This window comes from Halomonas sp. NPDC076908 (assembly GCF_050269715.1).
Lineage (GTDB): Bacteria > Pseudomonadota > Gammaproteobacteria > Pseudomonadales > Halomonadaceae > Vreelandella.
This window is the reverse complement of record NZ_JBNNIW010000002.1, coordinates 131,840-156,271: the sequence shown is the minus strand read 5'-3', so window position 1 is coordinate 156,271 and position 24,432 is coordinate 131,840. Positions and strand designations below refer to the sequence as shown.

Annotated in this window: 28 protein-coding genes; 19 read left to right on the top strand and 9 right to left on the bottom strand. The window is 53.2% G+C overall.

Annotated features, from left to right (window positions below; translation table 11 throughout):
* Window positions 1-8: 8 nt before the first annotated feature.
* The 4 genes from ACQKE4_RS01885 to ACQKE4_RS01870 all read right to left on the bottom strand — a co-directional run bounded on the left by ACQKE4_RS01885 (window position 9) and on the right by ACQKE4_RS01870 (window position 2,209).
* Window positions 9-359 (bottom strand): DUF4870 family protein, encoded by a 351-nt coding sequence (locus tag ACQKE4_RS01885; RefSeq protein ID WP_427386634.1) that lies wholly within the window; start codon window positions 357-359, stop codon window positions 9-11.
* 13 nt (window positions 360-372) lie between these two features.
* Window positions 373-1,308 (bottom strand): lysophospholipid acyltransferase family protein, encoded by a 936-nt coding sequence (locus ACQKE4_RS01880; RefSeq protein ID WP_295713566.1) that lies wholly within the window; start codon window positions 1,306-1,308, stop codon window positions 373-375.
* A gap of 2 nt (window positions 1,309-1,310) precedes the next feature.
* Window positions 1,311-1,700 carry a DUF4870 domain-containing protein gene (locus ACQKE4_RS01875; RefSeq protein WP_295713563.1) on the bottom strand — a complete coding sequence of 130 codons (390 nt, stop codon included), beginning with the start codon at window positions 1,698-1,700 and terminating at the stop codon, window positions 1,311-1,313.
* Window positions 1,701-1,825: 125 nt separating this feature from the next.
* Window positions 1,826-2,209 (bottom strand): VOC family protein, encoded by a 384-nt coding sequence (locus ACQKE4_RS01870; RefSeq protein ID WP_427386633.1) that lies wholly within the window; start codon window positions 2,207-2,209, stop codon window positions 1,826-1,828.
* A gap of 40 nt (window positions 2,210-2,249) precedes the next feature.
* Here ACQKE4_RS01870 and ACQKE4_RS01865 point away from each other — a divergent pair, with 40 nt between their 5' ends.
* From ACQKE4_RS01865 to ACQKE4_RS01810, 12 genes are all read left to right on the top strand, one after another.
* The gene (locus ACQKE4_RS01865; protein ID WP_427386632.1) at window positions 2,250-2,894 is read left to right on the top strand and encodes a class I SAM-dependent methyltransferase; all 645 of its coding nucleotides are present in this window, start codon (window positions 2,250-2,252) and stop codon (window positions 2,892-2,894) included.
* 181 nt (window positions 2,895-3,075) lie between these two features.
* A complete protein-coding gene (locus tag ACQKE4_RS01860) occupies window positions 3,076-4,449 on the top strand; it encodes an MFS transporter (protein ID WP_427386631.1) in 1,374 nt (457 codons plus the stop codon).
* 109 nt (window positions 4,450-4,558) lie between these two features.
* Window positions 4,559-6,346, top strand: coding sequence for an acyl-CoA dehydrogenase (locus tag ACQKE4_RS01855; protein WP_427386630.1), 1,788 nt, complete (start codon window positions 4,559-4,561; stop codon window positions 6,344-6,346).
* 142 nt (window positions 6,347-6,488) lie between these two features.
* The gene (locus tag ACQKE4_RS01850) at window positions 6,489-8,117 is read left to right on the top strand and encodes an acyl-CoA synthetase (protein ID WP_427386629.1); all 1,629 of its coding nucleotides are present in this window, start codon (window positions 6,489-6,491) and stop codon (window positions 8,115-8,117) included.
* Window positions 8,118-8,133: 16 nt separating this feature from the next.
* Window positions 8,134-8,982, top strand: coding sequence for a 3-hydroxybutyryl-CoA dehydrogenase (locus ACQKE4_RS01845; RefSeq protein WP_295713542.1), 849 nt, complete (start codon window positions 8,134-8,136; stop codon window positions 8,980-8,982).
* A 110-nt stretch (window positions 8,983-9,092) separates the two neighbouring features.
* Window positions 9,093-9,866, top strand: coding sequence for an enoyl-CoA hydratase/isomerase family protein (locus tag ACQKE4_RS01840; protein ID WP_295713540.1), 774 nt, complete (start codon window positions 9,093-9,095; stop codon window positions 9,864-9,866).
* A 100-nt stretch (window positions 9,867-9,966) separates the two neighbouring features.
* The gene (locus ACQKE4_RS01835) at window positions 9,967-10,584 is read left to right on the top strand and encodes a LysE family translocator (protein ID WP_427386628.1); all 618 of its coding nucleotides are present in this window, start codon (window positions 9,967-9,969) and stop codon (window positions 10,582-10,584) included.
* A 52-nt stretch (window positions 10,585-10,636) separates the two neighbouring features.
* Entirely contained in the window at window positions 10,637-11,338 is a 702-nt protein-coding gene (locus ACQKE4_RS01830) for a glutathione S-transferase family protein (protein WP_295713535.1), read from the top strand.
* A gap of 69 nt (window positions 11,339-11,407) precedes the next feature.
* Window positions 11,408-11,947, top strand: coding sequence for a YaeQ family protein (locus tag ACQKE4_RS01825; protein ID WP_039859297.1), 540 nt, complete (start codon window positions 11,408-11,410; stop codon window positions 11,945-11,947).
* Between the two features lie 265 nt (window positions 11,948-12,212).
* Window positions 12,213-13,202, top strand: coding sequence for a lipid A deacylase LpxR family protein (locus ACQKE4_RS01820; RefSeq protein WP_295713530.1), 990 nt, complete (start codon window positions 12,213-12,215; stop codon window positions 13,200-13,202).
* 65 nt (window positions 13,203-13,267) lie between these two features.
* Window positions 13,268-13,597 (top strand): hypothetical protein, encoded by a 330-nt coding sequence (locus ACQKE4_RS01815; protein WP_295713526.1) that lies wholly within the window; start codon window positions 13,268-13,270, stop codon window positions 13,595-13,597.
* 78 nt (window positions 13,598-13,675) lie between these two features.
* Window positions 13,676-13,999 (top strand): DUF6693 family protein, encoded by a 324-nt coding sequence (locus ACQKE4_RS01810; protein ID WP_022520517.1) that lies wholly within the window; start codon window positions 13,676-13,678, stop codon window positions 13,997-13,999.
* 94 nt (window positions 14,000-14,093) lie between these two features.
* On the opposite strand, the gene yghU is transcribed toward ACQKE4_RS01810, so the two are convergent.
* From yghU to ACQKE4_RS01795, 3 genes are all read right to left on the bottom strand, one after another.
* The gene (gene yghU, locus ACQKE4_RS01805; protein WP_427386627.1) at window positions 14,094-14,966 is read right to left on the bottom strand and encodes a glutathione-dependent disulfide-bond oxidoreductase; all 873 of its coding nucleotides are present in this window, start codon (window positions 14,964-14,966) and stop codon (window positions 14,094-14,096) included.
* A gap of 72 nt (window positions 14,967-15,038) precedes the next feature.
* Window positions 15,039-15,473 carry an organic hydroperoxide resistance protein gene (locus tag ACQKE4_RS01800; protein WP_295713518.1) on the bottom strand — a complete coding sequence of 145 codons (435 nt, stop codon included), beginning with the start codon at window positions 15,471-15,473 and terminating at the stop codon, window positions 15,039-15,041.
* Window positions 15,474-15,608: 135 nt separating this feature from the next.
* Window positions 15,609-16,079, bottom strand: a complete 471-nt coding sequence (locus ACQKE4_RS01795; protein WP_427386626.1) for a MarR family winged helix-turn-helix transcriptional regulator — start codon at window positions 16,077-16,079, stop codon at window positions 15,609-15,611.
* A gap of 239 nt (window positions 16,080-16,318) precedes the next feature.
* On the opposite strand from ACQKE4_RS01795, the gene ACQKE4_RS01790 reads away from it, so the two are divergent.
* From ACQKE4_RS01790 to ACQKE4_RS01765, 6 genes are all read left to right on the top strand, one after another.
* On the top strand, window positions 16,319-17,392 hold the full coding sequence (locus ACQKE4_RS01790) for a TRAP transporter substrate-binding protein (RefSeq protein ID WP_427386625.1): 1,074 nt from the start codon (window positions 16,319-16,321) through the stop codon (window positions 17,390-17,392).
* Window positions 17,393-17,461: 69 nt separating this feature from the next.
* Entirely contained in the window at window positions 17,462-18,073 is a 612-nt protein-coding gene (locus ACQKE4_RS01785) for a TRAP transporter small permease (protein WP_295713509.1), read from the top strand.
* Between the two features lie 2 nt (window positions 18,074-18,075).
* Complete coding sequence (locus ACQKE4_RS01780; protein WP_427386624.1) at window positions 18,076-19,356, top strand: TRAP transporter large permease; 1,281 nt, start codon at window positions 18,076-18,078, stop codon at window positions 19,354-19,356.
* A 29-nt stretch (window positions 19,357-19,385) separates the two neighbouring features.
* On the top strand, window positions 19,386-19,916 hold the full coding sequence (locus ACQKE4_RS01775) for a gluconokinase (protein WP_427386623.1): 531 nt from the start codon (window positions 19,386-19,388) through the stop codon (window positions 19,914-19,916).
* A 78-nt stretch (window positions 19,917-19,994) separates the two neighbouring features.
* Window positions 19,995-21,008 (top strand): gluconate operon transcriptional repressor GntR, encoded by a 1,014-nt coding sequence (gntR, locus tag ACQKE4_RS01770; RefSeq protein WP_427386622.1) that lies wholly within the window; start codon window positions 19,995-19,997, stop codon window positions 21,006-21,008.
* A gap of 153 nt (window positions 21,009-21,161) precedes the next feature.
* Window positions 21,162-22,010, top strand: a complete 849-nt coding sequence (locus tag ACQKE4_RS01765) for an MOSC domain-containing protein (RefSeq protein WP_427386621.1) — start codon at window positions 21,162-21,164, stop codon at window positions 22,008-22,010.
* Here ACQKE4_RS01765 and ACQKE4_RS01760 read toward each other — a convergent pair.
* Window positions 21,964-22,869, bottom strand: coding sequence for a DMT family transporter (locus tag ACQKE4_RS01760; protein ID WP_427386620.1), 906 nt, complete (start codon window positions 22,867-22,869; stop codon window positions 21,964-21,966). The genes ACQKE4_RS01765 and ACQKE4_RS01760 overlap by 47 nt on opposite strands.
* A 205-nt stretch (window positions 22,870-23,074) precedes the next feature.
* On the opposite strand from ACQKE4_RS01760, the gene ACQKE4_RS01755 reads away from it, so the two are divergent.
* Window positions 23,075-23,497, top strand: coding sequence for an OsmC family protein (locus ACQKE4_RS01755; protein WP_427386689.1), 423 nt, complete (start codon window positions 23,075-23,077; stop codon window positions 23,495-23,497).
* Window positions 23,498-23,658: 161 nt separating this feature from the next.
* Here the strand turns inward: ACQKE4_RS01755 and ACQKE4_RS01750 are convergent, their stop codons facing one another.
* Entirely contained in the window at window positions 23,659-24,069 is a 411-nt protein-coding gene (locus tag ACQKE4_RS01750) for a PRC-barrel domain-containing protein (RefSeq protein ID WP_427386619.1), read from the bottom strand.
* Window positions 24,070-24,432: the final 363 nt, after the last annotated feature.

Below are 24,432 nucleotides of genomic sequence, written 5' to 3'. Positions count from 1 at the left end.
AGGGTGGCTTACCAGAGCCAGCTAGCGGGGCGGGCAGGTGGCTGGCCTTTACGCACATTAATCCAGCCCAGCACGCTGCGCACGCCCAGCCAGACGGCGAGCAGTGGCCAGACTAGTAGGCCAACCATCACAATGCTGAGCAAAAAGGCAACGCAGGCATACAGGGTGCCGATCCAGAAGGTACGGATCATATAACGGTAGTGCTGCTGCAGCCACGGTGCGGCTTCGCGGCGATACACATAGGCAACAATAACGCCAATCAGTAGCGTGATATTGGCCGTCACAAGCCCCGCCAAGTAAAGTGCGTAGACAATCTGCGGTGGGCGGATTTCATCGCGCGATAGTTCGTTTTGCGTCATTAGTAAGCTCTGGTTAATAAAGCCGATAATCGTTGAAGTCGGGCAGTTTTTGCTGCTCTTGCACGACTTTACGGTAACGCTTGTACTCCCACTGATACTGCTTGGGGTCTAAGGCGATGGCTGTTTCCACGCAGGCATTAACGCCAGTGGCCGAGACGACATCATCGTTGCTATAGACGCGCTCATCGGCGTCCAAAAAGTGGATTTGAAAGCCCTTGCCAGGTATACGAAGTGCGACTCCTGTCACCACCCGGGCCTGAGTGCGAGCAACCAGCTTCGGCAGTAGGGTGGCTGTGTAGGCGTCGCGGCCAAAGAAAGGGGCGAAAGCGCCACTGCCCCAATCGGGCTCCTGGTCGGGCAAAATACCAATTGCTTCACTGCGCTTCAGCGCTTTGAGCAGTGCCGCGACCCCGCGTGGGTTAGTGGGCACTAAGCTCGCCCCCATACGCTCACGGCCATGACGAATTACTGGGTCTAACGCCTTGATTTTGGGCGGCTCGTACATGGCGGTAAACGGAAAATGGCTCGATAGCCAGAAGTTGAGCACCTCCCAGTTACCGAAGTGAGGGGCGAGCACAATCACGCCACGCCCTTCAGCGCGAGCGTTATCAAGTTTTTCGCGACCATGAACCGCTAAAATACTGGCTTCCACTTGATTAGGTTCTGCCATCCAAGCGTAACCAAGCTCTAGCATCGTGGCAGTAGAGTGGCGGAGGCTATCGTGAGCCAATAGTTTACGCTCTTGTACGCTTAGCGTGGGATACACAGCGTTAAGATTAATATCGGTTACTTTTCGCTCGCGCTTGCTAAAGCGGTACACCAGTGGTCCCAGCGATGACGAGATACGCCAAAGTCTCGAGAGCGGCCAGCGTGATAGCACGCGCCATAACCAACTGATCGCATTGGCTTGGGAAAAGAACCCTCTGGTTTCATCTGTGTGTTGCTTCATACTTAAAACAGCCAGGTGTCTACGTTATCGGGCGCGCGCTTCTCTTGCAGCCCTTTAAACCCTTTAACACAGCGAACGATGAACCACACCGCTAGCGCTAGCAGTAGCGGGTAACCGATCAGTATCAGTGTTAGTGTCGAAAAAACGATCCCGTACACCAAGCCCATCCAAAACGTGCGAATTTGATAGCGGTAGTGTTCATCCAGCCAAGCTGGGCCTTTGCCTTTATAGACATACGCCATAACGACACCAATAAACGATGTAAAACCTACCAAAAAGCTTGCCAGATACAGCGCATAAATAATCATGGCCATCGTTGTGTCGGGTTTCTGGTTAAGCTCTTCGCTGACTACTTGGCCTTGAATTGGCGCATCATTGGTGTTATCTCGCATAACGTTTCCTTTCAGTAATGCTTTCATTGCTGGACTGCATTTCTGGAATTAGTTGCCGGACTAACATCGCCGAACTAGATCTGTCAGCTTGAGTGGCGCTTTCAATCTCAGCAAGGCAGACGCTATTAACGCGCCGCAGGCCGGCAGATTTCTAACAGGTTGCCATCCGGGTCGCGCAGGTAAAGCGACTCAATCGGTCCATTAGCCCCTTGACGGGCAACCGGTCCTAGCTCGACGTCTACACCCAGCGCGTCTAAATGCTGCTTGAACTCGTCTAGCGGTAGCAGGCAGCGCAGGCATAAATCCAGGCTGCCAGGGGTAGGCGTAGCTGAGATGGGGGCAATATCGGTATCCGTTTGATGTAAGCGCAACGCTGTATCACCGAGCATTAAATCGACCCGCTGGGCATCGCGATAACGTACATCTAAGCCTAAAACACGTGAGTAAAAATCCACTGCGCGACTCATGTCGGTCACAGTAACAACAAGATGATCCAAACCTGATAGCATGCCACTTTCCTTAATACATAACGTTAAGTCAGAGAATACGATGATGCGCCGCTGTCCGCTATGTGCGGAATCCACCACTGCGCTTTACCACCAGGATCGCCGTCGTGACTACTACCAGTGTGCCACGTGCAAGCTGGTATTTGTGCCCCCAGAGCATCACTTGAGCGCCGTTGCTGAAAAGGCCGAATACGATAAGCATCAAAACTCGCCGCATGATACGGGATACCGACGCTTTTTAGGGCGTTTATTTACCCCATTGCTGGCGAAGTTAACACCTGGAAGTCGTGGGCTGGATTTTGGTTCTGGGCCAGGGCCGACGCTGTCGATTATGTTCGCAGAGCAGGGCTATCCGGTGGCCATTTACGACCCTTTTTATGCCCGCGACCCTTCAGTACTTTCCCAGGCCTACGATTTTATCACTGCCACGGAAGTGATTGAGCACTTGTCGCAGCCCGGCCAGGTGCTGGCTCAATTATCGGCGCAGCTTGTGCCTGGTGGCTATCTTGGCCTGATGACCAAACGAGTGTCATCCCATAACGCCTTTACCCGCTGGCACTATATTAGTGACCCAACGCATATCAGCTTTTTTAGTGAACAGACCTTTCGCTGGTGGGCACAAAAGAATACCTTTGCAGTTGAATTTCCTGGATCAGACACGGTTATTCTACACAAAACGCTAACGTGAATAACGGCTACGTTAGAAAAGCATTGACTTTGCCCACTTGAGGGCAATAATTGCGCGCCAATATCTTAGCCTGATCCGGTGTGCCAGGTGAGATAACGGGCCCTGTGAAGACGCTTAATCGTGTGTTTCACTGCTGTTTTTCGCTCCTGTTTTCACCACTTTTAGTCAAGTTGAGGTTTTCATGTCGCGGCAACTGCTAGCCATGGCGCTGGCGCCCCTTTTAGGGCTATTCATTCTCGGGATCGGCAACGGTTTTCTTGCCACCTTAATTACTGTGCGCTTAGATGCCGCCGGTGAGTCAGCGACGGTCATCGGTATCGTCTCGTCGGCTTACTTTATCGGCCTGGCGTTGGGCGCGTTGGTGAATGATCGCCTGCTGCTGCGCATTGGCCACATCCGTGCTTACGGCAGTTTTGCTTCGTTAGTTGCCGTGACGGTGCTGCTGCAAGGTTTGTTCTTTGATCCCTGGGCCTGGTTTGTACTGCGCTTGATCGGTGGCTGGGCCACGGTGGGCGTTTATCTGGTGATTGAGAGCTGGCTGCTGACGGCAGGCGATCAAAAGGTACGTGGCCGCCTGCTGGCGCTATATATGATTTCGCTTTACGGCGCCGGAGTGCTGGGGCAATTGCTGCTTGGCGTGACTAATGCCATGAGCGTAACTGCTCCCTTTATGGTGATTGGTCTGCTAGCGTCGCTCTCTGTGCTGCCGATGGCAATGATTCCTCGCGTATCGCCGATTATCGAACATGCTGAACCGCTCCCCCCTCATCGCTTGATTACACTCACCCCCACGGGCGTAATGGGCAGCTTGGGTTCGGGCATGGTGGTGGCGGCTGCTTATACGCTCCTGCCGCTCTATTTACAGCGCAATGGCATGAGCGTGAGCCAGGTAGGGCAGATGATGGCCGTGGTGATTATGGGTGCCATGCTGCTGCAGTATCCGATTGGCCGCTGGTCGGACCGCCACGATCGTCAGATGGTGCTGATGGGTATCAGTGGTTTCTGTGTAATGATCTCGGCGGCGATGCTCTGGCTACCCCTTTCTACGCCGCTACTGGCAGTGCTGCTGTTCTTACTGGGTGGCGGTGTGTTTGCGCTTTACCCCGTCGCTGTTAGCCACGCTGCCGACCGCGCTCCGGCGGGAGCGCTGGTGCGGATGAGCCAAGGCTTGTTGTTGATTAACTCGATTGGCGCCACCATCAGCCCGCTAATGATCTCGCCAGTGATGACCGCCATGGGCGATGCAGGGTTATTCTGGGCTTTCGGCTCGTTAAGTCTCTTCTTCTTACTGTTTTTCTCCTGGCGACGCAGCGTGCGCCCAGCGCCGATCCCCGTGGCCCCGTTTACACCTACCACACCGATGTCTGCGGCAGGTGCTGAGTTAGTCGTCACCGAAGAGCTGCTACAAGGTGCGCTGGAACATGAGCACCTGGAAGACTTATCCGATGCCGTATGGGATGTGGATGCCGCAGAGCCGGTGGTCGGACCTCCTGCAGAAGATGAAAGCCATATCGCTTACTACGATGATGTGGAGCAGGTAAACGTAAGGCAATAATGGCATAGGTGAGACCATGGGCTAATGGTGTAACAAAAGTAGTGAATCTACTATCGCGGGTAATATTTTCACTATTTTGTTTATTATTCCTTAGCACTGAGGTTTTGCCATGAATGTTTACGCTGCGCCGGTACGCGATCTGCGCTTTGTGCTCGAAGAGTTATTAGCACATCGCTCGCTTAGCCTGCCGGGCTTCGAAGAGGCCACACCCGACTTGGTTGAGGCGGTGCTTGAAGAGGCCGCAAAACTTGCGGGAGATGTCTGGGGGCCGCTCAATGCAACTGGTGATCGTCAGGGCGCGAAGCGTCATGCTGACGGCAGCGTAACCACCCCAGAAGGCTTCGCGTCAGCTTACCAAGCTTATGTGGAGGGTGGCTGGAACGGCATTGGTGTATCCGAAGCGCTAGGCGGTCAGAACCTGCCCGAAGTGGTTGCCAGTGCCGTTCAAGAGATGCTTCACGGTGCCAATATGGCGCTGGGTCTCTGCCCCATGCTGACCGCTGGTGCCATTGAAGCACTGGCCCATCACGGCAGTGATGCGCTTAAAGCGACCTATTTGCCCAAGCTGGTGGAAGGCACCTGGACCGGCACCATGAACCTTACCGAATCCCAAGCGGGGTCGGATCTCTCCCAGGTGCGCACCCGCGCCGTGCCTGAAAACGACCACTATCGCATCAGTGGCCAGAAAAGCTATATCACCTGGGGCGAACATGACGCCGCCGAAAACATCATCCATCTTGTGCTCGCCCGCAAGCCCGATGCGCCGGAAGGCAATAAAGGCATTTCTCTGTTTTTAGTACCTAAGTTCCTGGTGAATGACGACGGCTCGCTGGGCGAACGCAACGATGTGATCTGCGCATCGATTGAGCACAAGCTGGGAATTCATGGTTCACCTACCTGCACGTTGAGTTTTGGCGAAAACAGTGGCGCGATTGGCTACTTAGTGGGTGAAGAGGGGCGTGGCCTTAACCACATGTTCACCATGATGAATGAGGCGCGCCACAAAGTCGGTATTCAGGGCATTGGCGTGGCCGAGCGTGCCTGCCAACATGCGTTTGCCTACGCATTGGAGCGTCGTCAGGGGCGCGCACCGAAAACCCGCGGCGGTTCTGAATGCAGTATCAGCGATCATTTAGACGTCCGCCGTATGCTGCTTTCAATGCGCTCGCGTACCGATGCGCTGCGTGCTTTGGCCCTCTATTGCGCTGCCGAGCTGGATACTGCCCGCCACGCGGAGAGTGACGATGCCCGCATTGCCGCTCAGGCCCGCGCTGATATTCTTATTCCGGTCATTAAAAGCTTTTCAACCGATCAAGCGGTGGATATCGCCTCCATGGGTATTCAGGTGCATGGCGGAATGGGCTACGTCGAAGAGACCGGCGCTGCCCAGCTGCTGCGCGATGCACGCATTGCGCCCATCTACGAAGGCACAAACGGTATTCAGGCGCTTGATTTGGCGGGCCGTAAACTCCAGCGCGATAACGGCGAGGCGCTCTCTGCGCTGTTGCACGACGTGGCTGCCACTGTGGAGCAGCTCAATGCCGACCCCGCACTGAAAGCGCTGGGCAGTGGTTTGGCCGCAGGGCTTGACGATTTAAAAGCCGCTCAAGCGTTGGTGCTGAAACAAGGCAGTGACTCTGAAACCGGCCCAGACGCAGTGCAGGCCTACGCTACGCCGTTTCTTACCTTGGCGGGTCATGTGCTGTGCGCTTGGCAGATGGGCCAAGCGGCGCTTAGTGTCCAGGCAGCCCTTAACAACGGCAGTGACGATCCCTTCTATACTGCCAAGATGCGCAGCGCCGAATTTGCGATTAATCAGTGGCTGCCGGTAGGCCGTGCACAGCGTGCGGTGATTGAGGCAGGCATGCAGTGTTTAAGCGAATTTGAGGTTCATTAACGCTAATTTTTAGTTGCTCGCCGCCGCCCCTTGAGGCGGCGGTGCTGTTTCTACACTATTAAAACAGTTATTTAAAATAATCATTTAAAACGATTTTAAAGCCAATGCTTGCAATAACATTAACAAAATTCAGGAGCCGACCATGACCTCTATCTTTGCGCAAGGCTTACCCAAAACAACTGCCAACCACGTGCCGCTTTCGCCGCTAACCTTTATCGAGCGCTCGGCGTCGATTTATCCCGACTATCCCGCCATGGTGCATGGCAGCACTCGTCGCACCTGGGGTGAAACCTGGGCGCGCTGCCGCCAGCTTGCCTCAGCGCTCGAAAAGCGTGGTATTCAGCCGGGCCAAACCGTGGCGGCGATGCTGCCCAATATCCCCGCTATGTTTGAGGCGCATTTTGGTGTGCCTTTGGCCGGGTGCGTGCTTAATACCTTAAACATTCGCCTAGATGCCGAAGCCATTAACTACATGCTGGAACACGGTGAAGCGAAAGCTATTTTGGTCGACCCTGAATTCGCCGACGTTATTCAGCAAGCCGTTGCCAAACTTGAACACAAGCCGCTGATTATTGATGTGGCTGATAGAGAGTTTCTCGGCGAAACCCTAGGTATTGGTGATATTGAGTATGAAACGCTGCTCAACGAGGGCGATGCTGACTTCGCCTATCAACTGCCTGACGATGAGTGGGATGCGATCTCGCTTAACTATACCTCCGGCACTACTGGCAAACCCAAAGGCGTGGTGTATCACCACCGCGGCGCGTACCTCAATGCAGTCAGTAATATTATGGAGTGGGCGATGCCCCACCACCCTATCTATCTGTGGACCTTGCCGATGTTCCACTGCAATGGCTGGTGCTTCCCCTGGACGATCGCCGCCAACGCCGGGGTGAATGTCTGCCTGCGCCGGGTCGACCCCAAGAAAATCATGCAGCTGATTGCTGATGAAAAGGTCACTCACTTCAGCGGAGCGCCGATCATCCTTAATGGTTTGGTGAATTTGCCCGCTGAAGATAAACGTGAGTTCGATCACCCGGTGAAAGTGACCACCGCCGGCGCAGCGCCGCCTGCCTCAGTGATTGCCGGGGTTGAAAAGTTGGGTATTGAGGTGACCCACGTATATGGCCTAACCGAAGTGTACGGCCCGGTGACGGTATGTGCCTGGCGTGAGGAGTGGAATGAACTCCCGCTGGAAGAGCGCGCAAAAATTAAGGCCCGCCAAGGCGTGCGTTACCACATGCTGGAAGCGCTCTGTGTGGCCGACCCTGTATCCATGGAGCCGGTCGCCAAAGATGGCCAGACTATCGGCGAAATTTTAATGCGCGGCAATAACGTCATGAAGGGCTATCTGAAAAACCCGGACGCCACCGCCAATGCATTGGAAGGGGGCTGGTACCATACGGGAGATTTAGCGGTTTGGCATGCCGATGGTTACATCGAGATCAAAGATCGCTCTAAAGACATTATTATCTCCGGCGGTGAAAACATCTCTACCATCGAAGTGGAAGACGCTATTTATAGCCATCCTGCCGTAGAAGAGGCCGCTGTGGTCGCGAAGCCCGACGAAAAATGGGGCGAGACGCCCTGTGCTTTCGTTAAGCTGAAAATTGGCTATGGAGAAGTGACCGAGGCCGATATTATCGCCCACTGTCGTGAACACTTGGCGGGCTACAAAGTGCCGAAGACGATCATCTTCAGCGAGCTGCCCAAGACCTCTACCGGCAAGATTCAGAAGTTTGTTCTGCGCGAAGAAGCCAAGCAGCACTAATCAAAGGAACAGAGCTATGAATGACCAACATATAGGCGTAGTGGGCGCCGGTACCATGGGGCAGGGGATTGCCCAAGTTGTGGTGGCTAGTGGATTCACCGTGCGTCTTTACGACGTGGCCGACGAGCAGCTAACCCGCGCCCAGGCCGCTATTGATAAAGGGCTTGGCAAGCTGGTCGCAAAAGAAAAAATCAGCGAAGCCGACAAGCGTGATGCCCTAGCGCGGCTCTCCACCACCACGGCGCTAGAAGCCCTCAGCGACTGCAGCATTATTATTGAAGCCGCGCCAGAACAGCCCGCGCTCAAGGAAAAGCTGTTTCGTGACCTTAGCCACTTAAGCCACGATGCTATCTTAGCCTCCAACACCTCGTCGCTTTCGCTGACGCGCTTGGCCGCCGTGTGTGAGCGCCCGGAGCGGGTGGTGGGCATGCACTTTTTCAACCCGGTGCCGGTGCTCAAACTGGTGGAAGTGATTCGTGCCGAGCAGACCTCCGATGCCACCGTTGCCCGCATTGAGGCGCTCACCAAGGCACTGGGCAAAACCGCTGTGCCGATTGGCGATGCGCCGGGCTTTGCGGTTAACCGCTTGCTGGTGCCGATGATCAACGAAGCCGCGTTTATCGTTCAAGAAGGAACCGCCACTCCTGAAGCGATTGATGAAGCGATGAAACTAGGCGCCGCCCACCCCATGGGGCCGCTGGCGCTGGCCGATTTGATTGGTTTAGACGTTTGCTTGGCGATTATGGAAGTGCTTCAAGAAGGCTTTGGCGACCCTAAATATCGCCCCTGCCCGTTACTAAAGCGTATGGTCGATGCGGGCTATTTGGGCCGTAAAAGCGGTCGCGGCTTCCATATATACGAATAACATCGTCAACGCCGCTAGGCTCGACAAAAGAAGTGATTGCCTACCAACCAAGCGTTCGCTAGGGTTGTTAGGTATTCACTTTAATGCGTAATAACAATTAAGGAGCCAGCATGAGCGACGCAGTCATTGAGAAAATTGATAACGACGGTGTAGTGCGCCTGACGATTAACCGTCCTAAGGCACTTAACGCGCTGAATAGCGAGGTGCTAAGCGCGTTGGAATCACACATTGTCGAGCTAGAGGCGCATCCCCATTTGCGCGCCGTGCTAATTACCGGCGCCGGTGAAAAGTCGTTTGTTGCCGGGGCTGATATCACGGAAATGCGCGATAAAACACCCGAGGAAGCCCGTGCTTTCGCAAGCCAGGCGCTGCGCACCATTAAACGCTTAGAAACGTTACCCGTGCCGGTGGTCGCGCTCGTTAATGGGTTTTGCCTTGGCGGCGGCTGCGAACTGGCACTGGCCTGCGACTGGGCAGTAGCCAGCGACAACGCGGTGTTTGGGCAGCCAGAAGTACTCTTGGGCGTGATCCCCGGCTTCGGTGGCACTCAACGCCTGCCGCGCCGCGTCGGCCCCGCCATGGCGATTGACCTGGTCACGACCGGGCGCAAAATTGATGCCCAAGAGGCACTGCGTATTGGCTTGGTGAACCGGGTAATGCCGCAAGCTGAGCTAGAAAACTATGTTGAAGAGTTAACCAAGCAGCTCAAAGGCAACGGGCCGCAATCCGTGCGCGGTGCCAAACAAGCCGTACACGATGGCATGGATCAAGACCTGGACAGCGCATTAGCGCTGGAGACCAGCCTGTTTGCCTTCTGCTTCGCCGGTGAAGAGCAGAAAGAGGGCATGTCGGCGTTTGTTGAGAAACGCAAGCCCAGCTTCTGATCCGCTATTCATTCCAGTTTTACTTATTTAGGGGGTGGCGCATGCGCCACCCCCGTTTTATTCTCAAAGGCTAACTGCCGACTTCATGAGAATAGCCATAATGCAATGGGCCGCTTTTCTAATCGCCACACTTGGTTTTGCCTACCTACCTGGGCCTGCAATGCTATACACCGCAGCGCAAACCCTGGGGCGCGGCCGACGAGCAGGATGGTTAGCAGTCATGGGTGTGCATATGGGCTGCTACGTTCATGTGGTGGCGGCCGCATTGGGCTTGGCGCTGCTGTTTGCAGCGATTCCGCCTGCTTATATCGCCATGAAAATCATCGGTGGGCTTTATTTACTCTGGATGGGTCTGAGGCTATGGCAGCAGGGCATTCGTGCCCATAATGATGAGGTGCCGCTGGCAACCACTAAACGCGTGCTTCGCGACAGCTTTTTGGTGGAGGTGCTCAACCCTAAAACCGCGCTTTTCTTTGTCGCGTTTCTGCCTCAATTTGTGCAGCCCGAGAGCGCTATGCCGGTAGCGTGGCAACTGCTCTGGCTAGGTATCGCCACTAATGTGCTGTTCTCATCAGCGGATGTTGTGGTGGTGCTGTTGGCCAGCCCGTTGCGTGAGTGGTTACAAAAATCCCATGGCTCCTCCCAGCTCATACAGCGCATTGGTGGTGGCGTATTAATGGGACTAGGCGGTAATACACTGGCTCAGGCAGCACGTTAAGGTGGCTGCCTAATTGATCGGCTAATTCGATTTCCCACATAAGGAGCGCTGCATGTTTGATCTCTATATTGCCAACAAGAATTACTCTTCTTGGTCGCTGCGCCCTTGGGTGCTGATGAAAGCGCTGGAGATTCCGTTTAACGAACACCTGATGCCCTTTGAAGGGGGCACTGGCGCGAGTCATGCCACCTTTACCCGCTTTTCCCCTTCAGGCTTAGTGCCTTGCCTGGTGGAGGTGACGGACGAAGGCGAACTGGCGGTGTGGGACTCCCTGGCGATAGTCGAGTATCTGGCCGAGCAGCACGCTAATGTCTGGCCGAGTGATAAGGCCGCCCGCGCCTGGGCGCGCTCAGCTACAGCAGAGATGCACAGCGGCTTTAGCGCCCTGCGCGGCGAGTGTCCAATGAACTGCGGCATGCGAGTGGAATTGAATAGCTTATCGGCCAATCTCAAGGCCGATGTGGCACGCGTGGATGCGCTATGGCAGCAAGGGCTTGAGCGCTTTGGCGGGCCGTTTTTAGCGGGTGAAACCTTCTCCGCGGTAGATGCGTTTTACGCCCCTGTGGCCTTTCGCGTGCAGACATTCAGCTTGCCGGTTAGCGAGAAGTCCCAGGCGTATGTCGAGCGCTTGCTAGCGCTGCCCGCAATGCAAGCTTGGTATCAAGCCGCGCTCAAAGAGCCATGGCATGAGCCCATGCACGAGGCCGATACGCTGAAAAATGGTACAGTCACGGACGATCACCGCAAAGCTTAACCTGTCAGACTATTCACCAGAGACACCCACCATCGGGTACACTGACGCAAATTTCGTTTGGACATTTTCATGGCTCTTAGCGCAACACCCTACAAAGTTGATATCAATCTGACCGATCTGGATCGCGGGGTGTATGAAACGCTGCGCTTTACCGTAGCTCGCCATCCGTCAGAGACCGAAGAGCGCATGACCGCGCGCTTGCTTGCTTATGTGTTGTGGTACAGCGAGACGCTGGCCTTCGGGCGTGGGCTTTCAGATGTAGATGAACCGGCACTGTGGGAGAAAAGCCTAGACGGTCGCCTACTGCACTGGATCGAAGTGGGTTTGCCCGATGCCGAGCGGATTACCTGGTGCTCACGTAGGGCAGAGCGCGTGTCGCTACTTGCTTACGGCCGGGTAGATCAATGGGAGAGTAAAGTGTTGCCCAGCGTGGCATCACTGAAAAATGTGCATGTGGCGGGGCTGCCACAAGAGGCCCTAGCGATTATCGCTAAAGACCTGCCTCGGGCGATTAACTGGGCAGTAATGATCAGCGAAGGATCGCTGTTTATTACCGATGAAAACGGCCAACATGAAATCACTCCGCAGTGGCTGCTGCGCGACAGATAGTGATTCAACTAAGCCATTAGCCTACCAACTTTCGTCTAGTCGACTACGCTAATAAATCTAAACAAATGACAGCAGAAGGGGTGGCCTACGAGCCACCCTTTGATGTTGGTGACTTAGCTCTTTTCTGTAGAAGACAGTAAAAGTATGCTTGCTATCTTTTTGCACAATTACATACAATCAACAATGTTTGTTGATGTTCTTCAAAAGTGGCCTCAGAAAACAGTCCCAAAAAAACACTTCCTAGGAAAATCTCAAGGAACGAGCAATGAAAGGTACCTCCCCTCTACGATGGCAGCTGCTACCGCTAGTGGCTGTAGTAACCCTGCTGTCAACGCTGGCACAAGCCGACGATAGTGTCCTCTCGATTAAGCACGCAAATGATGGCATGGCCAGCAGCGATGATGGCCACTTTACCAGTGGCTTTGAGCTCAATTGGACGTTTCAGCCTGAAGCACAAAGCTGGACGCAACGCTTGGCCACCGCTTTGCCCGACAGCCTTATTGGCAGCGCTGATATGGCAGCTTTTCGTTTGGTGCATCAGATTTATACGCCAAACAATATTGAGCAGCGTGGACTGATTGAAGATGATCGCCCCTACGCTGGGATTGTTTACGGTGGTATCTCTCTTTACGAAGATGTGCCCATGGGTAGCTGGCGCCAAGCGACTGACCTGCACCTGGATATTGGTTTAGTAGGGCCTTCGTCGCTTGCCGATAGCATTCAACGTGAAGTGCACCGCATCACCGACAGCGACCGCCCCAGCGGTTGGGATAACCAGCTTGGCGATGAAGCCATCGTCAACGTCGCCATGCGTCGCCAGTGGTGGCATAGCTCCCCATTGATCGGTAAGCAGTTTTCCCATGGCCCCAGCGTCAGCGCCGCTTTGGGTAACCTCTATACCTATGCAAGCGCCGGCTATAGCGTGCGTTGGGGTGATGAAGCCCCCGGTATTCCTACGCTAACGCCCAACCCCGGCAGCCGCCACCATATGACCGGTAAAGAGGGGTGGCAGTGGTACCTGTTTGCCAGCGTAGACGGTTACTACATGGCGCAAAACCTGACGCTTGACGGCAATACGTTTAGAAATAGCCACTCGGTTGATCGCAAAGAGTGGGTAGGCGACGTATCAGCAGGGCTGGCGCTGGCCTGGGAAGATTGGCAAGTCACCTACGCGGCAGTACAGCGTTCGCGGGAATTTGACGGCCAGGAAGAGCAGGATAAATTCGGTTCTATCACGCTATCTAAGCGCTTCTAAACGGTTAGGTTAGGTGAAATGAGGTGAGGTGAGTAGAAGCGCCCAACGGGACAGGAGTATTGCTTATGGCTAACAAGTACCCCCATACCCCAGATGGGCGTTACTTCGTCGCCAAAAATCGGCTTTGGCGCTGCACTGACCCGCGTTTAGATGAAGACGAAAAGCGAACCCATATCAAAGCATTGATGAAAGCCCGCAGGGCGGTCAGAACAGTCCAGCAGCAAGATGATGAAGACGCGCTGCGACAAGCCCGCAACGCGGTGCATAGCGCTAAAGAAGCCCTCGGCGAGCGTGGCCCGGTATGGTGGGATGATGACGCCCCCGATGAAGGCGGTTTGGCGCCCCATAACAGTTCCTATGCCGAGTGGTGGGAGAGTAAACGGCAGCTTCCCTAATTTATATTAATTTATAATTCACGGTTGGGGCTTGCGGTGTTACTCTCTGCCGCTTTCCACGCATACTAAGGGCAACCTGTGAAGATCAAAGCAGACCTCTCCATTCTAGATATCATTGGCCATCTACTTGTCTGGGTGGTGTTGAGTATTATCACGTTTGGCATAGCGTTATTTTTCTTTCCCTATTCGTTTGCGCGGTTTGTCATCAATCGTACATCGCTAGTTGATGCCAGCACTGGCGTCGAGCGAAAAATGGTTTGCGATATCAACCTGTTCAGCAATATCGGCCATATCATCCTATGGATGTTGATTTCGCTGGTCACCTTTGGTTTAGGGTATATTTTCTACTTCTATCGAGTTTGGAATTACGCGTTGAATAACTCGCGGATTGAGTCAGTTTAGTTTTTCTCATTAAACAGTACTCGGCTTGGAGTATTGATGCTGCACCGGGGCCTACGCTGAGAGTTCAAGCGTAGGCCCTTTTTTGGGTGACTAGTTACTCGCCGTCAGCCAGTTTATCTTGCGTGCGAAGCTCAAAGTCGCTGGCATCATGACGTTCATGCAACTGCTCGTGCGGCTCGCCAAAAGAGCGGTTGACCATACGGCCACGTTTAACGGCGGGACGTTCATCAATCTCTTCAGTCCAGCGCAGAATGTTCTTGTAGGTATGGGCTTCCAAAAATTCAGCCGCTTCGTAAACGCGATTTTTCACTAGCGCGCCATACCAAGGGTGAATCGCCATATCGGCAATGGTGTACTCATCGCCCGCCATAAAGCGGTTTTCGGCCAGGTGGCGGTCGAGTACATCAAGTTGGCGCTTCACCTCCATGGTGTAGCGGTCGATGGGGTACTGATACTTCTCCGGCGCGTAAGCGTAAAAATGCCCGAAGCCGCCGCCTAACATTGGTGCGCTACCCATTTGCCAGAATAGCCAAGAGAGGCATTCGGTGCGTTTTGCCGGGTCGCTGGGTAAGAAAGCGTTAAATTTTTCCGCTAGGTAAAGCAGGATGGCACCCGACTCAAACACCCGCTGAGGCGGATTGGTCGAGTGATCCATCAATGCAGGAATTTTAGAGTTAGGGTTCACTGCTACAAAACCACTGCCGAACTGGTCGCCTTCGCCAATGTTTATGAGGTACGCGTCGTACTCAGCGCCCTGAATCCCTTTTTCCAATAGCTCTTCTAGCATCACGGTGACTTTGACACCGTTGGGGGTGGCCAGTGAGTAGAGCTGGAGAGGGTGCTTGCCCACGGGCAGCGCTTTGTCATGGGTGGGGCCCGCAATGGGGCGATTGATATTGGCAAATTTACCGCCATTGCCAGGTTGCCATTTCCAAACGGTAGGGGGTGTGTAGGTGGTGTCGCTCATCATGCTCTCCTATAAATAGAAAACCACCGCGCCATGACAGCGAGGTGGTTAATGATTCGCTAATTATTAAGCTTACACCAACGTCAGGGTGACATTAATATTGTCACGGGTGGCGTTGGAGTAGGGGCACACGATGTGGGCTTTATCGACTAGCTGCTGAGCGGCGTCTTTTTCCAGGCCAGGCAGGCTGATTTTTAGCTCAACTTCGATACCAAAGCCGGTAGGAATCGCACCGATACCTACATGGCCGTCGATTTGGGTATCTTGGGGAAGCTTCACTTTTTCCTGGCTGGCCACGTGCTTCAGTGCGCCTAGGAAGCAGGCTGAATAACCAGCAGCGAAGAGCTGCTCAGGATTGGTGCCATCGCCGCCTGCACCACCAAGCTCTTTTGGGGTGCTTAGTTTGACGTCCAACGCACCATCCGATGATTTTGCGTGTCCTTCACGACCGCCCGTAGCGGTAGCATGGGCGCGATAAATAACGTTTTCGATATTAGTCGTCGACATTTTGAATCTCCTGTTAGCAACGTTTTTGTTTTGAATCTGAATCTTTGATAATGCGCATCTATAATTTAGTGTAGCTTTATTTTGCGCGCAAGATAAATATTTAATCTTTTTTTCTCTTAACTCTGAGGCTAGGCGCTATTGGTTTTTTTGCAAATTTTCGCGCAGCTTGACCAAGTCCTCTTTCAGGGTGGTGAGGGCCTCTACAGACTGCTCGCTCGCATGCACTACACAGCTGGGGATTTTGTAAGCCTGCTCTTTAAGCGCACGTCCTTTATCGGTGAGAAATAGCTCCACCACACGTTCATCCAGATGGCTGCGTTTACGCTTCAACAACTGGTCGGCTTCAAGCCGCTTGAGCAGGGGTGTCAAAGACCCTGGGTCAGTTAGTAGGCGCTTACTCATTGTGCCTACGGTAATGCCATCATTCTGCCACAGGACAAGCATGGCAAGGTATTGGGGGTAAGTAAGCCCCAACTCTTTGAGCAGCGGTTTATACACTTTGGTCATCATTAATGACGTTGAGTAAAGCGCAAAGCAAAGCTGGTGATCGAGTTCTAATTCGCTGCAAGATGGTTGCACAAGCCTGGGTTCCGATCCGAAATACATGACCTAATGTAGCGTGCGAAGCGTCGAGTAGCTATCCCTAGACGTTGGTCGTAAGTTGGCAGTTTTGCTTTGACACGCCTCTAGCCGGTCGCTAGCCTTTGCTTATTCAATGTTACCGGTAACAAAAAGCCGGTCATTTTATTAGTTATCAACAACCCTGTTTTTAACAACACAGCTTTTAACAACTCAGTTTTTGAAAACAAAGCCATTAACAACAATCAGTATTTGGAGATAACGCTATGACAGCTATTTGGCGCAGCACGCTCACCCTGGTCGGCGCGACCACTCTGACCTTCGGTATGGCCCATGCCCAGAGTCCAGAACTGTCTGATCCACCTGGAATTGAAGGCGAGGTAGTGGCTGACCACGGTTCGCATACGCTACGCATGGGCATTGGCCTGGCGGAAAGCTCGCCGCAGTTTCTTTCAAGCAAGTATTTTGGTGAAATTCTTGAGCAGCGCACCGACGGGCGTATCACCGTTAACGTTTTTCCTAACAGTCAGTTGGGCGATGACGTGCAAATGCTGGAAATGCTGCAAACTGGCACCCTGGATATGACTTATCCTTCTAGTTCGGCTACCACTGGTTATGTGGCTGAATTGGCCGCTTTTGATTTGCCGTTCCTACTACCAAGCCGCGAAGCTGCTGTGGCCGTAATGCAGAGCGATGTAGCCCAGGGAATGCTCGACGCTTTTGAAGGCACTGGTCTTAAGGCACTCGCTTTCTCTGAGAATGGCTATCGCCAGCTCTCCAACAGTGCTCGCCCGGTAGAGGCACCGGAAGATGTGGCTGGTTTGGATGTGCGTGGTTTAAGCGTACGCACGATGGAAAACCCGGTGCACCTAGCAATTTGGCAAGCGCTCGGCGCTAACCCAACGCCGATGGCCTTTGGTGAGCTGTTCTCCGCCATGGAGCAGGGCGTTGTCGACGGCCAGGAAAATCCTTGGAGCACCATCCTGACCTCTAACTTCAACGAAGTGCAGGATTACGGTACTGAAACGCGCCATGTCTATACGCCGTTTATCATGATGCTTTCTGAGCGCACCTGGGACCGTATGGCACCTGAGTACCAAGAGCTTGTATTAGAAGCGGCGCGTCAGTCTGCCGACTACGAAATTCAGCTCTCCGCTGAATACGATGATTGGTCACGTGACCAGCTAGAAGAGCGCGGTATGCAAATTACTCGCCTGAACGATGAGCAGCTAGCCGCTTTCCAAGAGGCCGTTCAGCCGGTTTATGCAGAGTGGTCGCCGCGTATTGGCGAAGATCTGATCGCTGACATTCAACAAATTGTTGAAGACAGCAGCAACTAAACCTAACGGTTAGCGCGACACCGGGCAGGCATTGTGCCTGCCCGGTGTGTCAGTGCTCTTGGAGCTTCTATGTCACCCTCCGCTACGCCTCCTAATACCTCGATGCCACCTAGTGCATCTACACCGCTTGAAGATCCGTCGGTGTATCTTGATGACCCCAACCGCAAACTATTGGAAATCGATACCGATACTCGGCAAGGACCAGCCCCGTTTCGCTGGCTGACCTTAGCGATGGAGTATCTGATCGGTGCGATTTTAGTCGCGCTGATCGTGTCGGTGTCCAGCAATGTGGTGGGCCGTTCGCTGTTCAATCACTCATTGCCGTGGGCCGACGAGCTGGCACGCATGCTCTTTATATGGCTGGTGTTTATAGGTGCCGCTGCTGCGTTTTCGCGCTACGAGCATATTGCCGTCGATGCATTAGTGCGACGCCTGCCGCTGCGTTTGGCGCATATGCTTTATCTGCTGCAGCACCTGATTATCACCGGTTTGATGGTGGTAATGATGTGGGGAGGCTATCAAGTGTTAACCCGCTCAAGCGGGCGTTCGGCGATTATGGGCGTACCGTTGAGTGTGTTGAGCCTCTCACTGGTGCTGTGCGTCACTTTTATTGCGGCGGTATCGGTTTGGCGGATGTGGGTCAGCCTGAGCGTCATTCGCCAACCTGAGCAGGAGCGCTAATCATGCTATGGATTTTTCTGGCTATTTTAATGGCTTCCATTGTTATCGGGTTGCCGATCGCTTTCGGGCTTGGCGTTGCCGCGCTGGTCATGGCGGTGCTTTCCGATATTCCGCTGTCGATCATGATTGAGCAGTCTATCCGTGGTGTGAACAGCTTTCCGCTGTTAGCGATCCCTTTCTTTATTTTGGTCGGTGAGGTCATGAGCAATGGCGGCATCGCGCGCCGTTTGATGGAGCTGGCCGGTGCGCTGGTTGGCTTTATGCGTGGCGGATTAGGGCAGGTAGCGATTACCGGGTCAATGTTCTTTGGTGGGATTAGTGGTTCAGCGGTGGCAGATACGGCGGCGACCGGGGCGATGATGATCCCCTCTATGAAGCAGCAGGGCTATACCGCGGCTAACGCCACGGCGATTAATACCGTTTCATCGGTCATTGGGATCATTATCCCGCCATCGATTCCGCTGATTCTTTACGGCATTGTGACTGAAACATCCATCAGCCGCCTGTTTATCGCCGGTATCATTCCTGGCCTGTTGATTGGCTTTGCGCTGATGGTGACTACTTACATTCTCGCCAGTAAGCAGGGCGGCGGAGTGCGCCAGTTCAGTTGGGATCGCCTATGGAAAGCCTTCAAGGATGCTTGGCTTGCGCTAGTGCTACCGGTGATTGTCATTGGCGGTATTATTGGTGGGGTATTTACAGCTACTGAGGCCGCTGTCGCTGCGCTGCTCTATTCGCTCGCCATTTCGCTGGTGGTTTATCGCGAATTCAAGCTTAAAGAGCTAGGTGGCATGCTGATTCGTACCGCACGTTTAACCGGTATGGTGATGATGCTGCTGGCATTTGCGACGGTGATTGCTTGGTTCTTAACGATTAATATGGTGCCGCAAACGCTGGTGCGCCAAGTGCAGGCCATCACGCAAGAGCCTTTTTTGCTGTTATTGATTGTGGCGACCTTACTGCTGCTGGTAGGTTTTGTCATGGACTTAACCCCTGCGATGGTCATTATGGCGCCCATGCTGGCACCAATTGTCACCTCCGTAGGTGTTGATGCAGCTTACTTCGGCGTACTAATGGCATTTGTATTAGGTATTGGACTATTAACGCCGCCCGTAGGCACTTGCCTATACGTGGGCTGTGGCGTCGGTAAAGTCTCAATGGAATCGCTGGTCAAAGCCATGTTGCCTTACTATGCAGCCCTTTTAGTTGTGCTGGTGATACTGATTGCTTTCCCCGGTATCGTCACTTGGCTGCCTGACCTTACTGCCGTGCGTGGCAATTAAGGTTCGTGGTAATTAATAGGAGCGCCGCTGTGAAGTACCCCTCACATCGTATTTTGGTAATGGGAGTATCAGGCTCAGGGAAGTCTCACATCGGCCGTCAACTCGCTGTCACATTAGGGGCAACCACGTTTATTGACGGCGATGACCATCACTCGCCTGCCAATGTAGCCAAAATGGCGAACGGCACGCCGCTCAATGACGATGATCGCCGTGAGTGGCTAGATACGCTGGCCAAGCTGTTTGAAAAGTATCGGGCACGGGATGCCTCGCTGGTGATTGCCTGTTCGGGGCTGAAAAAACGCTACCGCGAACGGCTGCGTGAAGGTGACCCAGCGCTGCGTATTCTCTATCTAGAAGGCAGTCGTGAGCTGCTGTTGCAGCGTCTTGAAGCGCGACCAGGCCACTTCTTTAAAGGCGATAGCATGTTGGCCAGTCAACTGACCGACTTGGAGCCCCCGAGCGAAGATGAGGCATTTCGTGCCTCCATTATCTTGTCGCCTAAGGAGATCGTTAAACAATTTGCTGCCTCGTTAGCGATACCCAGCCGCTCGCTAAGCTAAAAGGAGGGATCGGCATTGAGGTCTTTCATTCGCTAGGGTGGGCCTCAATGCTTCCTCGTTGCATAAGGCGGTAACACTTTGAAGAAAAAACGCCCCACTCTACAAGACATTGCCGACCACGTAGGGGCTACCAAAATGACGGTAAGCCGCTGCTTGCGCGACCCTGAAACAGTTTCAGAAGCCCTTCGCGAACGCATTTTTTCAATTGCCGAGCAGATTGGTTATATCCCCAACCGTGCGCCAGATTTGCTCTCAAGGGCAACCAGCCACTCGATTGGCGTATTGGTGCCGTCACTGACTAACCAAGTATTTGCCGATGTGATCGTTGGTATTGAAGCGCTGACGGAGCCAGCGGGTTATCACCTAATGCTCTCGCACTATGGCTATAGCCCTGAACTTGAAGAGCGCAGTTTGGCATCGCTGCTCTCCTACAATGTCGATGGAGTAATTCTTTCTGACCGTGACCATACGCCGCGTAGCCTGCGCATGTTGGAAACCGCCGGTATCCCGATTGTCGAAATCATGGACACGCACCGGCCTCCGCTCCATCAGGCCGTGGGTTACGACAACGTTCAAGCCGCGTATGACATGGTGAGTGAGATGATTCGGCATGGCCGTCGTCAGGTGATTTACCTGGCGGTGCGGTTGGATGAACGTACCCGACAGCGGGAGAAGGGCTATCGTCAGGCGATGGAAGAGCACGGTTTAACGCCCGTTACACTGCAGAGCACTCAGCGCTCCTCGTACAGTGTGGGGGCGGCACTGCTGCAACAGGTGATTGCCGATTATCCCGAGGCAGACGGGGTGTTTTGTACCAATGACGACGTGGCGGTCGGTGCTTATTTCGAGTGCCAACGACGTGGTATTGACGTACCCGGGCGCATGGCACTGGCAGGCTTTCACGGCCACGATGTGGGCCAAGTCATGACGCCCAGGCTTGCCAGCGTAATTACCCCACGCCAAGCCATTGGAGAAGCGGCAGCTAAGGAGCTGTTAGCGCGTGTTCGCGGTGAACCGGCTACCCAGAAGGTGTTGGATTTAGGCTATCGCATTGAAGTGGGCATGACGCTGTCACGTAGCGATGATTCATAAGCGATGACTCAAAAGCCTAGTGCCATAAGCCTAGTGCCATAAGCCTAGTGCCATAAGCCTAGCACCATAAGCCCAGGGCCATAAACGGAGTTCACGGTAGCTGCTTGGCAGCAGACTGGCTAAAGTAGACGTTTTACTCGTCGCGAGGCCGTCGTGAAGATTACTCAACTCAACATTTACCCCGTTAAGTCACTAAAAGGCATTAGCGTTTACCAGAGCGTGCTGGAAGAGCACGGGCTAGCCTGGGACCGCCGCTGGATGCTGGTGGATGCCCAGCAGCGCTTTGTTACCCAGCGCCAACTGCCAGCGCTTGCCACCATTGAGGTTGCACTGACCGACGAGCACTTGGTGCTGTCGCATCCTAACGTTTCACCATTGAACGTTCCGTTGACTGAACCTAAAGGTAATCTGCGCTTGGTGAGTGTGTGGAATGATCACTGCAAAGCGCTACCTGAGAGCGAAGAGGTCTCGCGTTGGCTGGTCGATGCCTTGGGGGAGCAGGCACAAGGGCTTAGCCTGGTTCGTTTTGCCAGTGAGTTTAAGCGTGCGGTGGAAGCGGATTTTCTCGACGGTGGGGCGGCACATACCTATTTCGCCGATGGCTATCCCTTTTTAATCACCACGACAGGATCGCTGGATGCGCTGAACCGAGCGCTGTTGGATAGTGGCCAGTCTGCGGTGCCCATGAATCGGTTTCGGCCTAATATCGTGATTGCGAGTGACCAGGCGTGGGCGGAAGATCGCTGGTCATCGCTTTCTGAACAAAATGGTGCTTTTCAGTTAGCACTACGTAAGCCCTGCCAACGCTGCAAAATCACCACCATTGACCAGCAAACGGCGGCGGTGCCAGAGCCCGCTGAGCCGTTAAAAACCCTGTTAGCGTTGAACACCCAGCCGGCACTAAAAGGCGCACATTTTGGCCAGAACGCTACGCTACTTGCTGGCGTGGAAAGCGTTATTCGTGTGGGGGACGCGGTGAAACCAACGCTCCGCGGCGTTTAAAGCGCAGTAGTTTTGTCGCAATGGCTGTGCCGATCAGGGTAATCACCATGCCGGCAATAATCTGCACCGTAAGCGTCTCATCAAGCAGTAAATAGCCCCACAGCAGCGCGCTGACCGGCACCAAAAAAGTCACTGTGGAGGTGGCAGTAGCCCCTGCGCTGGCGAGCAAACCAAAGTAGAGTAGAAATGCCAGCGTGGTGCTTAGCGCCGCCAAGGCCAACGCATTACCCCAGGCTAATGGGCTAATGGGGTCGCTTGGCCAGAGCAAAATTCCGGGTATCAGCAGCACCAACGCCGACATCGCACTGCTACCCGCTGCCAGCACTCGGGTGGGTAGGTGACTAAGGCGCGTTTTGGAGTAGTTGCCCGCAATGCCGTAGCAAAACGTTGCTCCCAGTACGGCTAAAATAAACCAGCCGTCGCCACCCAAGGCAAAGTCCAACCTATCAGCAGAAAGTACATAAACGCCAAGCAGCGCCAACGCTAGCCCCAGATACTGCTGACGCTGTATGGCGGTGGCGAAAAACAGGGCACCAAGCAGCGCAGTGAAAATAGGGGTCGTGGCGTTGATCAGTGACGTGAAGCCAGCTTCCAAGCGCGTGGTGGCGAGTGCAAGCAATGAAAAAGGCAGCACATGGTTCACAATGCCCAAAAATAACAGCGGCCCTTTATGCTCCCAGATAAGCCGAAGGTAGTGCAGGCTGATAAGTAACGGCATTAACAGTAGGGCACCAATTCCCATACGAACGAATACCAATGGCACCGCGCCAAACTCAGGGGCAGCAACGCGCATGAAAATAAATGACAGGCCCCATAGTGAAGAGAGCAGTATTAAGCGCAGCGCATCAGCCGATGACATGGCGGGTCCTTAATTTTTAAGGGAATTCGATTAGATAGCTAACTAGCTTACGTCTGAACCCAGAGCGATGGAAGCCATGGAGAAAGCTTGGGTCGGCAGAATGGTTGAAAATCAGCTACTCTGGGTAGGTAGTCGTGATGGCAATCGCCTTCATGACTTGATTGACAACATGTTTTGTATATTGGCTACGCACAAGGAGTTGTTCATGGATCGTAAAGCTAGCGCACGTTGGGAAGGTGGACTCAAGGATGGTAAGGGCACCGTTTCAACTGAAAGTGGCGTATTAGATGCCAAGTACTCCTTCAGCAAGCGCTTTGAGGATGAAAAAGGCACTAATCCAGAAGAGCTGATCGGTGCGGCGCACGCCAGCTGTTTCTCAATGGCTCTCTCAATGATCTTGGGTGAGAAAGGCTATACCGCTGACGCTATTGAAACTACCGCTAAAGTAACGCTTTCCCAGAGCGATGCAGGTTTTGATATTTCTAAAATTCACCTGGATGTGGTTGCATCAATAAGCGGTGCAGACGACGCAGCGTTTCAGGAAGCCGCAGAGACTGCTAAAGCCAACTGTCCAGTTTCTAAGGTTCTAAATGCGGACATTAGTATGACCGCTAAATTAAAAGGCTAACTTTAAGATTTTAATAACATAAGTTATGGTGCCGTCCTATTGTCTAAATGGGGCGGTATTTTTTAATCATTTTGAAATTGATTTGTGTGTGCTTAATTATGTTGGGCGCAATAAAAAAGCCCTGGCAGATGCCAGGGCTTTTAGGGCTAAGCGCTAACTAATTAGTTGCGCTCATACTCATCAGCTTCTTCAAGTGCATCTTGTGACGCATTTACACGAATAACGTAATCATCGCCGTCTTCGTCTTTGGTCAGCTCAAGTGAATCCCACTCAATGGCCACATCTTTTTCACCCATACCAAGGAAACCGCCAACGCCAACGATCACTGCGTTAATTTGGCCATCTTCATCGATAATAAGATCATTGATGGTGCCGATATTTTCGTCATCTTCTACAGAGCTTTTGACATTGTTACCGGTCAAGGAGTCTGCATAGAAGGTGTTTGCAGGCTGGTTCGTCAGGTAGGTGGCTTCCATACCAACGGTGCTTTCTTGTGCGCTTGCAGAACCTGCAGCGAACATGAAGGCAGGAACCATAAGTGTACCGAGAACTGCTGATTTGATCATTTTCATTTTACTTGCTCCTTGCGCTTGCATTAAGGCTGAATATATCCACATTCTGGCCTAAACAAATTAATAGCAGTCTTTGCTTATGCTGCTTAGTACAGCACTACTATTATTCCTGAAATTTCATAAGCAATTACATTAGCTATTTGTGCTGATGCTTTACTTATACTTGCTTGCGCTTCACTGCGCTAAGACTCTTACATCTTAGACGCTATGTTCATAATTTCAACTAATCCATTAAAAAAACTAACGAATAGAGCTTTGGAGTGGGTCTGTTTTATAGCTAAAAAAGTAATAAGTCCTTAACGGTGCAGGCTGTGGCTTGACCGATGCCTACCCAAAAAAACTTCATTTTTCTTGATCAAAAGT